General features: G+C 68.0%; 12 protein-coding genes. 7 read left to right on the top strand and 5 right to left on the bottom strand.

Translation table 11 applies throughout. From position 1 onward, the window contains the following. Window positions 1–120: 120 nt before the first annotated feature. Together CFB81_RS22860 and CFB81_RS22855 are read left to right on the top strand one after the other, a co-directional pair. The gene (locus tag CFB81_RS22860) at window positions 121–792 is read left to right on the top strand and encodes a MarC family protein (RefSeq protein WP_027780810.1); all 672 of its coding nucleotides are present in this window, start codon (window positions 121–123) and stop codon (window positions 790–792) included. 160 nt (window positions 793–952) lie between these two features. Continuing rightward, the gene (locus tag CFB81_RS22855) at window positions 953–1,933 is read left to right on the top strand and encodes an aldo/keto reductase (RefSeq protein WP_089436618.1); all 981 of its coding nucleotides are present in this window, start codon (window positions 953–955) and stop codon (window positions 1,931–1,933) included. A 36-nt stretch (window positions 1,934–1,969) separates the two neighbouring features. On the opposite strand, the gene CFB81_RS22850 is transcribed toward CFB81_RS22855, so the two are convergent. From CFB81_RS22850 to CFB81_RS22830, 4 genes are all read right to left on the bottom strand, one after another. Beyond that, window positions 1,970–2,836, bottom strand: coding sequence for a CPBP family intramembrane glutamic endopeptidase (locus CFB81_RS22850; RefSeq protein WP_089437109.1), 867 nt, complete (start codon window positions 2,834–2,836; stop codon window positions 1,970–1,972). Window positions 2,837–2,921: 85 nt separating this feature from the next. Then, entirely contained in the window at window positions 2,922–3,578 is a 657-nt protein-coding gene (locus tag CFB81_RS22845) for a VC0807 family protein (protein WP_069617935.1), read from the bottom strand. Window positions 3,579–3,889: 311 nt separating this feature from the next. Beyond that, window positions 3,890–4,954, bottom strand: coding sequence for a 2,3-butanediol dehydrogenase (locus CFB81_RS22840; protein ID WP_069617934.1), 1,065 nt, complete (start codon window positions 4,952–4,954; stop codon window positions 3,890–3,892). Between the two features lie 347 nt (window positions 4,955–5,301). Then, a complete protein-coding gene (locus tag CFB81_RS22830; protein ID WP_089436617.1) occupies window positions 5,302–6,042 on the bottom strand; it encodes a GNAT family N-acetyltransferase in 741 nt (246 codons plus the stop codon). Window positions 6,043–6,414: 372 nt separating this feature from the next. On the opposite strand from CFB81_RS22830, the gene CFB81_RS22820 reads away from it, so the two are divergent. Then, window positions 6,415–6,903 carry a DUF3331 domain-containing protein gene (locus CFB81_RS22820; RefSeq protein ID WP_089436616.1) on the top strand — a complete coding sequence of 163 codons (489 nt, stop codon included), beginning with the start codon at window positions 6,415–6,417 and terminating at the stop codon, window positions 6,901–6,903. A gap of 23 nt (window positions 6,904–6,926) precedes the next feature. Here the strand turns inward: CFB81_RS22820 and CFB81_RS22815 are convergent, their stop codons facing one another. Next, complete coding sequence (locus CFB81_RS22815) at window positions 6,927–8,129, bottom strand: GNAT family N-acetyltransferase (RefSeq protein ID WP_089436615.1); 1,203 nt, start codon at window positions 8,127–8,129, stop codon at window positions 6,927–6,929. 194 nt (window positions 8,130–8,323) lie between these two features. Here CFB81_RS22815 and CFB81_RS22810 point away from each other — a divergent pair, with 194 nt between their 5' ends. The 4 genes from CFB81_RS22810 (at window position 8,324) to CFB81_RS22795 (ending at window position 12,406) form a co-directional block, all read left to right on the top strand. After that, complete coding sequence (locus CFB81_RS22810; protein ID WP_089436614.1) at window positions 8,324–9,802, top strand: PLP-dependent aminotransferase family protein; 1,479 nt, start codon at window positions 8,324–8,326, stop codon at window positions 9,800–9,802. 84 nt (window positions 9,803–9,886) lie between these two features. Next, complete coding sequence (locus CFB81_RS22805; protein ID WP_256976303.1) at window positions 9,887–10,246, top strand: hypothetical protein; 360 nt, start codon at window positions 9,887–9,889, stop codon at window positions 10,244–10,246. A 367-nt stretch (window positions 10,247–10,613) separates the two neighbouring features. Beyond that, window positions 10,614–11,459: a CPBP family intramembrane glutamic endopeptidase gene (locus tag CFB81_RS22800; protein WP_089436613.1), complete on the top strand. Its 846-nt coding sequence runs from the start codon at window positions 10,614–10,616 to the stop codon at window positions 11,457–11,459. A gap of 44 nt (window positions 11,460–11,503) precedes the next feature. After that, window positions 11,504–12,406, top strand: coding sequence for a hypothetical protein (locus tag CFB81_RS22795; RefSeq protein WP_256976302.1), 903 nt, complete (start codon window positions 11,504–11,506; stop codon window positions 12,404–12,406). Window positions 12,407–12,577: the final 171 nt, after the last annotated feature.

Genomic DNA, 12,577 nt, shown 5'->3' with positions numbered 1-12,577 from the left:
CCACGACGATCGACGGCGGAACCGGGCCGGCCGCATTTTGCGTCTCGGGCGCGAGCGCTTGCACTACAATGCGTGACCCCCGGCGCGCTGCCGGCCCCGTCCCGACCGATGCTTCGCACGATGATCGTCAATCGCCTTGTCTCCGAGATCCTGTTCGGCTTTACCGGCCTGATCGGCATCATCAATCCGATCGGCATCGCGTTCCTGTTTCTCGAACGTACCGAGGCGCTCACCGCGCACGAACGGGATCTGCTCGCGCGGAAGGTCGCGTTCAATGCGTTCGTCGTGCTGATGGTCGCGTTCTTCGCCGGCACGCCGGTGCTGCATTTCTTCGGGATCTCGATGGAAGCGCTGCGGATCGGCGGCGGCTTCGCGGTTGCCGTGGCCGGCTGGCAGATGCTGAACGAACCGGACGGGCCGGGCGGCGGCGATACGCCGGTCAAGCCGATCGACGCGAACGCGATCATGACGCGCGCGTTCTTCCCGTTGACGGTGCCGCTGACCGTCGGCCCCGGCTCGATCGCGACCGCGATCGCGCTGAATGCGAACCGCACGCACAAGCTGTCGGAATTCATGCTGTCGAGCATCGTGTCGATCGCCGTGTCCGTGCTCGTCGCGCTCGTGATCTGGCAGGTCTACAGCCGCTCCGCGTTGCTCGCGCGCTACCTCGGCAGCGAAGGGACCAAGGTCGCGAAGCGCGTGTCGGCGTTCCTGCTGCTGTGCATCGGCGTGCAGATCATGCTGACCGGCTTCTCCGCGTTCCTGCAGCCGATCGCCGACCAGGCCAAGTAAGCGAAGCCTTCCGGTTCGTCCTTCGAGGTTCAACCTTTCACGCAGCCTGCACGCGGCGCGCGGTCATACGCGTTCGCGGCGTGCGGGATACCATGCAACGTCTGGCGGATGCGCGGCGCGCATCCGGCCGCAACCCCCAACTTGAGTGGCGAGGCGTGCAATGGAATACGTGAAATTCGGGTCGACCGGGCTGGACGTGTCGAAGCTGGTGCTGGGCTGCATGACGTTCGGCGAGCCGTTGCGCGGCACGCACCCGTGGACGCTGCCGGAAGCGGAAAGCCGCCCGATCATCCAGCGGGCGGTCGAGGCCGGCATCAACTTCTTCGATACCGCGAACATGTATTCGGACGGCACGTCCGAGGAGATCGTCGGTCGCGCGCTGCGTGATTTCGCGAAGCGCGACGACGTCGTGATCGCGACGAAGGTGTTCTACCGGATGCGGCCGGGGCCGAACGGCGCGGGTCTGTCGCGCAAGGCGATCATGACCGACATCGACCAGAGCCTGAAGCGGCTCGGCACCGACTACGTCGATCTCTACCAGATTCACCGCTGGGACTACGGCACGCCGATCGAGGAGACGCTCGAGGCGCTGCACGACGTCGTGAAGGCCGGCAAGGCCCGCTATATCGGCGCGTCGTCGATGTTCGCGTGGCAGTTCGCGAAGGCGCTGCACACGTCAAAGCAGAACGGCTGGACCCGCTTCGTCAGCATGCAGAACCACCTGAACCTGCTGTATCGCGAAGAGGAGCGCGAAATGCTGCCGCTGTGCGAGGACGAACGCATCGCGGTGATCCCGTGGAGCCCGCTCGCACGCGGGCGCCTGACGCGCAACTGGGACGAATCGTCGGAACGGCAGCAGAAGGACGACGTCGGCCAGCGGCTGTACGACGCGACGGCCGACGCCGACAAGGCGGTCGTCGAGGCCGTCGCGGCGATCGCCGCCGCGCGCAACGTGCCGCGGGCGCAGGTCGCGCTGGCGTGGGTCGCGCAAAAGCGCGGCGTGACCGCGCCGATCGTCGGCATTTCGAAGCCGCAGCAACTGGACGATGCGCTCGGCGCGCTCGCGCTGAAGCTGACCGACGACGAGATCGCCACGCTCGAACGCCCGTACGTGCCGCACGCGGTGGCCGGTTTCAACTGAGCGGCCGCGCGGGCGGCGCCGGTGCCGGCGTCGCGATCAGCGCGCGGCGGCGAGCATCGGGTAGGTGAACAGGCCGAAGTGGACGACGTTCAGCCCCGCATGCGCGAGCGCGGCGGCGAGCAGGCCGCCGCGCCGCCACGCGACCCCGTAGCCGACGCCGGCCACCGTGCCGAGCACGATCCATGGCCAGCCGCCGGCCGCGTGCGCGGCGCCGAACAGCACCGCGCCGATTGCGAGCGCGACCCACGGGCCCCATGAGTAGGCATGGAGCACGCGGGTCAGCCCGCCTTGCACGTAGCCGCGGAACAGCGCTTCCTCGGCGAGCGTTACCAGCAACAGGTTGTTCGCGAGCCACAGCCAGCCGGACGGCGGCCATTTGGGCGCCCAGCCAACCATCCCGAACGCGAGCGCGCCGACCAGGCACGCGGCAGCCGTTGCGACGGCCGCCACGACGCCGGTGCGCAGCGCGCGCGACAGCGCGACGTCGGGGGCGACCCACGGCAGCACCCACAACAGCCACAGGCCGACGAGCGGCTTGTCGAAATTCAGGTACATCGTGAACGGCACGGCGTCCGGCGTGAAGCGGATCGGCCCGATCACGCGCGGATTGTGGAAGCCGGGAATCAGGTGCAGGCTCAGCACGATCGCGAGCGCGGCAAAGACGAGGTGCGCGGCGATGCGCACCGCGAGCGGGCGCCCGGGCAATACGCCCCAGCCGGCCGCGATCAGCAGCGCGAACGGTGCCAGCGTGATCGGCGCAAGCTGGCCGAACGCCAGCGCGCCCGCATAGCCGAGCGCGGCGAGGCCGATGCTCAGGCCGTGCAGCGGGCGATGCCACGCGAATGCGGCGGCCGCGAACAGGGCGAGCCAGATCGTGGCACACGGAAGGAGCGAAAGGGTCATGACGGGAAACGGATCGGCGGACGAGACGCCGCGCATCATACAGCAGGCGCCGTGACAGGCCGCCGGGCAACGGCCCAGCCGCGTGTCAGCGGCCGGCGGTTTCGGTGACGCCGCTGCGGCCCGGGATGTCGACGCTGTTGCGCACGCGCATCCGCCGCCGGTACCAGAACGTCCACAGCAGCAGGCAGCCGAACACCGTGTAGCCCATGACCGGCGACACGACCAGCACGCGTTCGACCGGCCAGTGGAAGACCATCCACCAGCGCAGCAGCATCTCGGTCGTCATGATGGCGCCCCACACGAACGTCATCAGCCGCAGCATCTGCCGCAGGCCCGGCTGCGCGTCCCAGACGGCTTCGAAGTGCGCGGCGCCGCCGTCCATCTCGCGGGCCACGGTGGCGCGGGCCAGATAGTAGATCAGCGGGCGTTCGCGGAACAGCGACAGCAGGAACACGATGCCGATCGTGCCCGACCCGATCGACTCGCGCATCAGCAGCGTGCGCGGGCTGCCGCCGAACGCCATCCCGACGATCGACAGCGTGATGCCGAGCAGCACGATGGCCGCTACCGCGTCGACGCGGCGCGAGCGGATGAATTCGACGATCGACCAGATGATCGGCGGAACCGCCGACGCGTACAGCGCGCCCGTTTCGCCGAAATACGGACGCGCGACCCGATAGGCCACCCAGGGCAGCACGAGGTTGACGAAGAGTTCGAGAATCAGTCCGGCTCGCGGTTTCACGGTGCGCTAGTCCACGCAGGTCGGGGCGGACGCGCGAAAGGCGCCGTTATCCCGGTTGCCCCGAAAAGGGTTCGGTCCAGTATATCGAAGAATCGTGCGGGGTTGCGGTGTCGCCTGCCGCGACAGCGATTCGCCGTACCCGAGTGCAGCGCCGGCGGATCGATCGGCGCACGCGGCGGCAGGGCCGGGGCGCCCTGCGCGATCGCGTCGTCGCGTGGCATCGTGTCGCGGCACGTCGTCGATCGGGATGCGTTGGCGGTACGCGAGCCTGCGCGGCGCGGCGTGAATCGATGCCGCGGCCGCGCGTGCGGTCAGGAGACGGCCGGCTGGACGATGATCTTCACGTTGCGGTCCTTGTGGTTGACCAGTTCCTCGAAGCCGCGCGTGACGATGTCGCCGAGCGCGATGCGGCCGGTGATGAGCGGCTGCACGTCGATGCGGCCGTCCGCGATGAAGCGGATCACGTCCGCGAATTCGCCGTTGTACGCGAGCGAACCGATCACTTCCTTCTCGGTCGACACGATGTCGAAGAAGTTGAACGGCGCCGGTTCCTCGAAGATGCCGACCATCACCGACTTGCCGGCCTTGCGGATCACGTCGATCGCGAGCTTCGCGGTGGTCGTGTGGCCGATGCACTCGAACGACACGTCGGCGCCGTAGCCGCCCGTCAGTGCCCTGACTTCCGCGATCGCGTCGGACGTCTTCGGATCGATCACGACGCTCGCGCCGACCTCCAGCGCCTTCTGCTTGCGCGCGGCCGACATCTCCAGCGCGATCACGCGCCCGGCGCCCGCGGCCTTCGCGCACATGATCGTGCACAGGCCGATCGTGCCAGCGCCGACCACGACGACGGTCTGCCCGACGATGTTGCCGGCCTTCTTCACCGCATGCAGCCCGACCGCGAGCGGTTCGATCAGCGCGCCGGCCTCGGTCGGGAAATCGTCGGGCAGCTTGTACAGCAGTTCGGCCGGCACGTTCACGTATTCGGCGAACGCACCGTTGTTCATCAGCCCGGTGAACGCGAGGTTCTCGCAGATGTTGTACAGCCCGTGCCGGCAGTACCAGCAGGTGCCGCAATGCTGGCACGCGTCGGCCGTCACGCGGTCGCCGACCGCGAAGCCCGACACGCCCGCGCCGAGTTCGGCGATCTCGCCGCTGAACTCGTGGCCGAGGATGCACTGGCCCTTCAGGCCGGTCAGCGGATGCGGTGCGTCGACCGGGATGAACACCGGCCCGGCGACGTATTCGTGCAGGTCGGAGCCGCAGATGCCGCACCAGTGCACGCGAATCGTGACCCAGCCGGCGGGCGGGCGCTCCGGAACGGGAACCTGTTCGACGCGGATGTCGTGGCGGCCATGCCAGACGGCGGCTTTCATGCTGGGCGGGGTGATCGATACCGGTGTGCTCACGTTGCTGTCTCCGTCAGGTTGTCGTCGGGCGCGCGGCAACGCTGCCGGTGCGCCCGTCGCGCGATTGCGCGATCGACCGGTATGCAGGAACGGGGCCAGCGTGAATCAGGGCTGTGCGTGGCGGTCGGACGGTGCGTGGGACGCGCGCTGCACCATGTCGCTTTCCGCCGTCCCGTAAAGATTCGGAAGAAATGGCGTGTCGAATTTGCTGCGATAGCGAAACGGCGAGTGGAGTGAGACGCCGGGACGTTCGTCTCAGCGCAATGAGACGAATCGCGAGACGAACGGGGCGGGGGACGCGGTTCGATCCGCGTTCAGGCGAGCACTTCGTCCACGGCAACCGTCGCGAGCGGCGTGAATCCGGCGGCGCGGTACAGCGGCTGGCCGGCTTCGGTCGAGATGAGCCACACGCGCTGCGCACCGCGGCGCCGCGCGTGCGCGACGATCGCGGCGAGCAGCTGCGTCGCCAGGCCGCGGCGCCGGTAGGCGTCCGCCGTCCCGACGCGGTCGACGACGATATCGCGCGGCGACGCGAAGCCGTAGCGCGCGGTGGCCGCGATCTGCCCGTCGACGCGGTGCGCGAACAGGAACGCGGCCGGATTCGGCTGGAACGGCGGAAACGCGCCGCTGGCGTTGAAGGCGGCGATCGCGTCGGGCGTGTCGCAGGCGAGCGTTTGCGCGAGCGCGTCGTCGCCGGACAGCTCATCGATATCGGCGGCCATGAAGTGCTCGTCGGTCAGCCGGCGCGTCCTGCCGTGCAGCGCGGGCGGCAGCGGGGCCGCGCCGTAGCGCGTGATCCACGCGCCGACGGCAAACGGGCCGGCGCCGGCGACGGGCGCACCCTCGATCATGAAATGCTCGAACGGACGGCCCATCGCGTCGTCGAACTGCACGACATGGCCGTCCGGGCCGTCGTGCAGCGGCGCATCGCGCCGGTCGCGCGCGGCGCAGTATCCGGCGATGAACGCGCGTACGGCCGCCTTGCGGCGCGGGAAGGCGGACCAGGCGTCGTCGAGGGGGAACAGCGTGGCCGGGGCGGGAGAGGCGGTCGGCATGCGTAGGTGCGCAGCGTTGTCGGGGAAGCGACAGCTTAGACCAGGATGTCGTCGCGTGTCGCGCCGGCCATTGCCGCCATCGCCGAAACGGATCGTTGCGCACGCTACCCCTTTACTTGAAGTTAACTTCAATTTGTATCATGTGCGCCAGTCCGATTGCGCGCGCGTGAGACATCCCGTTGCACGCTGCCGCTTCGATGGCGGTGAAGATGACCGAAGCGCCTGCGCGGCCGATGCGGCCATGCTGCCGTCGCGCGGCTACCGGCGCGCCGTCGCTGGCGCGGCGCTCGGTCCGTTCCTGCGGCGCGAACCGATGGGCCGGCGCTGAGGGCGGCGCCTGCGTCGGTCCACCTGCACGGGAGTCCGTCAAGCATGCTCAACACCATGGAAAGCCTGATCTGCGAAGAAGACCGGTCGTGCGACGTGTCCGCATCCGCGCTCGACGAAGAGGACGCGCTGCCGTCGCGCGACGGCATGGTCGCGCATCCGCTCGCGACGATCGGCCGTGCGCCGATTCCGGCGCATGCGACGGCCGCGGCGTCGCCGTTGCGCCCGCAACTGTTCGTCACGGTACTGGAGGCTGGCGACGACGCACTGCTGGTGCGATGGGTCGAGAGCGGACGCTGTCATTACGGCGAGCAGCGCTGGCGCCTGCGCGTCGCGTTGCAGCCTGGTCGCTGCGCGCTCTCGGGGCAGACGATCGAGCCGGGCGAGCCGGTGTTCCGGCCGGTGCGGCGGCCCGTGCCGGCCAACGGTGACGAGATGATCCACCCGGCATCGGTGCCCGGTATGGCCGGTGTGGCGTGCGATCGCGCGCCGGAGGACGACGACGCACGCCATCCGGCCGATGTTCATGGCTGACCATCGGCCGTCCGGCGACGACGTTATTTCTTCAGGTCGTGCCGGTACTGGATGAACCCGGCGTTGTTGGCGAGCTTGTCGTACAACGCGCGCGCGGTCGTGTTGGTCTCGTGCGTGAGCCAGTACACGCGGCTCGCGCCGGCTTCGCGGGCCCGTTCGTACACGGCCTCGATCAGCGCGCCGCCCGCGCCTTGCCCGCGCGCGTCGGGCGCCGTGTACAGGTCCTGCAGGTAGCAGTACGGCCCTTCGGTCCAGCACGAGCGGTGGTAGATCGCATGCACGATCCCGACCAGTGCACCCGACGCGTCGAACGCGCCGAGCACGAACATCGGCTCGTCCGGGTCCATCAGGCGGGCCCAGGTTGTCGCGAACACCGCGTCGCTCAGCGCGGTGTCATAGAACGTCTGGTAACCCTGCCACAGTGGACGCCACGCGGCTTCGTCGGTGGCGACGAGCGGGCGCACCGTCACGCGCGTCGCGTCGTTCGCGCGGCCGGCGGCGTCGCGCGCGGCGGCTTGCGCGTGGCGGATCGCGGTGAGCGACTGGCGCTGGTTGCCTTCGGCGTCGAAGTTCTCCGGCGCGAGCCACGCGTCGAACGCGGCGCGGACGGCCGGCCATTCGCCGTCGATGATCGAGAACCACGCGGTGTCGCGATTGCGGCCGCGGTAGACGATCGCCTGCCGGAACGTGCCTTCGTAGCGGAAGCCGAGGCGCGCAGCCGCCTTGCGCGATGGCGCGTTCAGGTCGTCGCACTTCCATTCGTAGCGCCGGTAGCCGAGCGTGTCGAACGCATACTTCATCAGCAGGAACTGTGCTTCCGTCGACACCGGCGTGCGCTTGAGCAGCGGCGAGAACGTGACGGAGCCGACCTCGATCACACCGTTGGCCGGATCGATGCGCATCAGCGCGAGCGTGCCGACCGCGCGGCCGGTGGCGCGGTCGATCACCGTGTAGTGCAGCGGGTCGGTGCTCGCCTGTGCCCCGCGCGCGTAGTCGCGGTAGCTGGACGCGTCCGCGTACGGGCCGTGCGCGAGATAGGTCCAGTCGCTGCCGTCGGGCGCCTGCGCGTAGGCGGCGTACAGGTCGGCCGCATGGCGTTCGGCGTCGAGCGGTTCGAGCCGGCAGTAGCGGCCTTCGAGCGCGATGCGCTCGGGGCGCGGACGCGCGGACCAGTCGGGAACGGGGTGGCCGATGGGCTGCTGGAAAGCGTTGGTGAGCGTGGGCAAGGTCGATCTCGCTTCGGTTGGCGGCCGGCGACATGCCGGCATGCAGACGATCGTAGTCCCGGCGAGGTACCATGAGAAGCGCCAGAGAATGGAAAATTTATGGTGCCACGCGGGGTGGCCGTCAGCCGTGTGCACGCTTGCCGTGCACCACTGGCCGTCCGTCCCGTTCCCGCCTTTCACGCTGCGATGTTCCAATGACGACTGCCTTTCCTTCCGGCGACGCGCCGTTGCTGCCGCTCGATGCGCCGCTGGCGCGCGCGCCGGGTGCGCCTTCGCTGCAGCGCCAGTTGCTGCGCCGCGTGCGCGACGCGATTCTCGGCGGCGCGATGCCGGCCGGCACGCGGCTGCCCGGCACGCGTGCGCTCGCCGAAATGCTCGGCGTGTCGCGCAATACGACGGCCGCCGTGTACGAGCAGCTCGTCGCCGAAGGCTTCCTGCAGTCGGATCGTCGCGGTACGCGGGTCGTCGGGCTGTCGCGGCCGGCGCCGCCGCGCCGGCGTGCGGCGCCGCCGGCCGTCGCGCAGCGGCTCGGCCGGATTCGCCCGAGCCTCGTCGGCGCCGGCGAATCGGAGGGTTTCCGGCCGGGCGTGCCCGCGCTGGCGCATTTCCCGGTGGACGCGTGGCGGCATGCGATCGACCGCGCGCTGCGCCGTGCCGGCCGCGACCTGCTGGCGTACGGCGATCCGCTCGGCGAGCCTGCGTTGCGCGAATCGATCGCGCGCCATCTGGCCGTCACGCGCGGCGTGCGCTGCGATCCGGAGCAGATCGTGATCACCGAAGGCGCACAGGGCGCGATCGCGCTGTGCGCGCAGTTGCTGACGAATCCGGGCGATACGGTGTGGGTCGAGGAGCCCGGCTATCGCGGCGCGCGCACCGCGATGCAGGCGGCGGACCTCGACGTCGTGCCGATGCCGGTCGACGCGGAAGGACTGCGCGCGGAACCGGACGACTGGCGCGAGCGGCCGCCGCGCCTCGTCTACACGACGCCGTCGAACCAGTTCCCGACCGGCGCCGTGCTGTCGATCTCGCGCCGGCTCGCGCTGATCGATGCGGCGCGCCGCCATCGCGCGTGGATCATCGAGGACGACTACGACAGCGAATTCCGTCACACCGGCGAGCCGATCGGCGCGATGCAGGGGCTTGCGCCCGATTCGCCGGTCGTCTATCTCGGCTCGTTCAGCAAGACGATGTTTCCGGCGCTGCGGATCGGGTTTCTCGTGCTGCCCGACGCGTTGCTGGCCGCGGTACGGCCGGCGCTGCCGGAGATGCTGCGCGGCGGGACGCGCCATGTGCAGCTCGCGCTGGCTGATTTCATCGAGACGGGCGAGTACGGCCGGCATCTCGGGCGGATGCGCCGGCTGTATCGCGACCGGCGGCGTTTGCTGCTCGCGGCGCTCGATAGCAGCCTGAGCGTGCCGCATCAGGTCGAGGGCGGCCCGTGCGGGCTGCATCTCGCGCTGCGGCTGCCGGCGCGTTATCGCGATCGCGCGATCGTCGACGCGGCGCGCGCGCATGGCATCGGCCCGTTTCCGCTGTCGGGTTTCGCGATCGATGCGGCGCGGGCCGGCAACGGGCTCGTGCTCGGTTTCGGCAATACGTCGGCCGACGCGTTCGAGCCGATGTTGCGGATGGTGTCGACGATCGCGGAGCGGGTGGGCGCAGGTGACGCGTGATGGTATGGTTTCGCGATTTCAACTGCCTGCTGCCCGATCGTGATGACGCTCCGCCCGTCCCTGCCTTTCGTTGCCGTTGCCTGCATGTCGTGGGTGGCCGTCGCCGCTCACGCTCAACCGATGCGCGACGGCTTCATCTGCGATACCGACAAGCATCACGTCGTGATCGATCACACGGCGGATCGCGCATTGCGCTACCGCGCATGGAACAAGCCGCATCCGGTCGACGGGAAGCCGGACGTCGAAGTGCGCGGCGGCACGGAAACCACGGGCGGAACGGATCCGTGCGTGAGCACCGACTGGTCGTTCAAGCGCGGCAATATCACGTACGAGGTATCGGACAGCGCCGCTTGCACCGACGGCAAACCGCCGCGCGGCGCTTACGGGACGGTCTCGGTGACGATCAACAAGGAATTCGCGGCGCGTTACTGGTGCGTCAAGTAACCGGTGCTTTAAAACACCGAAAGGCTGCGCCGTCAGCAAAACATTCAATATTTTAAAAAATCGGCCGATATCCCGATATTGAAGTTTCCCGAGCGCATGGCGTGAATCGAAAGTCTTGCTTTTTCGATCGTAAGGAATGGTCAACGGCGCTTGCCACGACGCATGCCATGAGCGACGATTCTTCTCCGTAACAAGCGGTTACTTTTCGTGATGAATGAATAGTGGAGGACGAAGGCCGGCCAAGTCGCGATGCGTCGCATCGGCCACGTGCTCCCTATAAATAAAAATGCCGATCCGATGAGATCGGCCGCAGGCATCCGAGCGCGCAATTACTGCGTGTGCCGTCTGCGAAATCGTACAGAGCCAGATGAAATCCGATTCAAGCCACTATTGCTTCCCGGATCTGCTGGAAGCATTTTTTATCGTCGTCGTGCTGAACCTGGTCGAGTATTTGACGAACTCGATTATCTGGTCGCTCGGCCGCAGCGCAGGGCTTCAGACGATGGCGATCGCCAGCATCGGGAGGGTGCTCGCGAACGGGCTCGTATTTACGGTGCTGCTTCATCACGGCAAATTGACCTACCGTAGCCTGCTGCACGACAGCGTCGATTCCTGGCGAACGACGATCGCGCGATTTCTCGTGCCCGTTTTGCTGATCACACCGGCATTGCTCGTGGCGATGAGCGTGCTTGAAGTCGGCGTCGGGCAGTTTTTCCCGTGGAGCGGAAGCCGGGAGGAAGCCAGCGAGGTTTATGCGAATGGCGGACTCGGCCTGATCGTATTGACCTGCGTGATTGCGCCGCTACTCGAAGAGATGTTGTTTCGCGGCGTGATGCTGCGCAGCTTCTTGCGACAGTACCCGGAGGGAACGGCTATCGCGCATTCGGCGGCCGTGTTCGGTCTCGCACACTTGAATGTGTATCAGTTCGCGCTTGCATTCGGACTCGGTTTGTTGATCGGAAAGCTATATGCGGCCACCCGATCGTTGTTGCCGGGAATATTGATTCACGCCTGCTACAACACCGCGGTGGTCATCGTCGCACTGAAATCGCCGTTCGTCCTCACCCGGGAGAGCCTGCTCGAGGTCTGGCCGACTTCCTGGTGGTTCGGCGCGCTGGTGTTGGGCGGCGTCGGCGCATGGGGGCTGGTGAAGTCGGTGGCTGCGCTGCGAATGGCGCCCGTGCGTACGGTAAACGACAACGGCGCGAACTGAGCGCGCGCCATGATGGTTTCTACAACGAGAAAACGAGGTAAAGCATGCGGGGCAAGCAAGTCTGTCTGGTGGGTCTGGCGAGTACGGTCCTGATGTTGACGGCCTGTGGCGGTGATGATGGCGGCGGCGCCGGTACGGGAAGCAGCGCATCGAACAACGATACGGCGGGGACGCCGCCGGTCACGTCGCCCGCCACGCCGGCGCCGGGCGCCCCTACCCAGCCGTCCGTACCCACGGCCTGCCGACCGAACGGCAGCTTCAGCTATTCGGGTGCTGCGTCGCCGGTTGCGGCGAACAACGGCCAGCTGGCGGTGCTCGTGGTGCCGAATTTGCCGAGCGAGTGGGCGAAGAACCGCAACATGACGGCGGCCAATGTGCCGGCGACGAGCCTGGTTCAGCAGGGAAGCGGCGCGTTTACGACGCTGGCGTCGTCGGCGGCGGCGACCGACTGCCTCGGGCTCGACCACGGGGCCGTGACCGAGATCCAGGGCGTCGGCACCGATGTGGCGATCGGCCGGTGGAATCGCGCGATGGACACCGACGGCAATACCTATACCGATGCGCAGGGCGTGCACTACGCGGTCGGCACGCCGCTGTCGTTGCCCGCCACGGGCGCTCCGCTTTCGTGTACGCAGGTGATCTCCGACACGGTGGCGAGCAACAACGGCGGCGCGGATGGGACGCTCGTTTCGGCTTCGGCCACGCTGGATCCAGTCACGCGCATGCTCACCACGCTGAACCTGTCGATCCAGCTCGGAAGTGCGCAACACGGGCTGACGTATACGCAGGTGCCGTTGAACGGTGTGTTGAAGACCACCGGGCCCGCGACGATTCAATCGATCGTCGTCGGACATGACGCGGCCCAGCCGCTGGTCGCCGTCGGTTACACGGCTGCATTGCCGAACACGCAAGGCGTCGGCGGGGTGGCGGTGTTGTCGTGCCATTGAACGGAGCGGGTGCCGGTTCGTCGACGGATGCGGACCGATGACGGACCATCCGCGCTTCGCATGCTGTCTGTCGGTGATGCGCGACAGACTGATGATTGGCCGCAGACCGCCACGATGACGCCGGCACGCGCACCGCTGCGTGGTGGATATTCGGATTGACGAACCGCGCGC

The sequence above is a fragment of the Burkholderia sp. AU28863 genome, from assembly GCF_002223195.1.
Classification (GTDB): domain Bacteria; phylum Pseudomonadota; class Gammaproteobacteria; order Burkholderiales; family Burkholderiaceae; genus Burkholderia; species Burkholderia sola.
The sequence above is the reverse complement of the archived record's forward strand: the minus strand, read 5'-3'. Positions and strand labels throughout refer to the sequence as shown.

Excerpts from the sequence above, each read along its gene's own strand:
- CFB81_RS22860 (WP_027780810.1), top strand. The coding sequence starts at position 121 with ATGATCGTCAATCGCCTTGTCTCCGAGATCCTGTTCGGCTTTACCGGC.
- CFB81_RS22855 (WP_089436618.1), top strand. The coding sequence starts at position 953 with ATGGAATACGTGAAATTCGGGTCGACCGGGCTGGACGTGTCGAAGCTG.
- CFB81_RS22850 (WP_089437109.1), bottom strand. The coding sequence starts at position 2,836 with ATGACCCTTTCGCTCCTTCCGTGTGCCACGATCTGGCTCGCCCTGTTC.
- CFB81_RS22840 (WP_069617934.1), bottom strand. The coding sequence starts at position 4,954 with ATGAAAGCCGCCGTCTGGCATGGCCGCCACGACATCCGCGTCGAACAG.
- CFB81_RS22830 (WP_089436617.1), bottom strand. The coding sequence starts at position 6,042 with ATGCCGACCGCCTCTCCCGCCCCGGCCACGCTGTTCCCCCTCGACGAC.
- CFB81_RS22820 (WP_089436616.1), top strand. The coding sequence starts at position 6,415 with ATGCTCAACACCATGGAAAGCCTGATCTGCGAAGAAGACCGGTCGTGC.
- CFB81_RS22810 (WP_089436614.1), top strand. The coding sequence starts at position 8,324 with ATGACGACTGCCTTTCCTTCCGGCGACGCGCCGTTGCTGCCGCTCGAT.
- CFB81_RS22805 (WP_256976303.1), top strand. The coding sequence starts at position 9,887 with ATGTCGTGGGTGGCCGTCGCCGCTCACGCTCAACCGATGCGCGACGGC.
- CFB81_RS22800 (WP_089436613.1), top strand. The coding sequence starts at position 10,614 with ATGAAATCCGATTCAAGCCACTATTGCTTCCCGGATCTGCTGGAAGCA.
- CFB81_RS22795 (WP_256976302.1), top strand. The coding sequence starts at position 11,504 with ATGCGGGGCAAGCAAGTCTGTCTGGTGGGTCTGGCGAGTACGGTCCTG.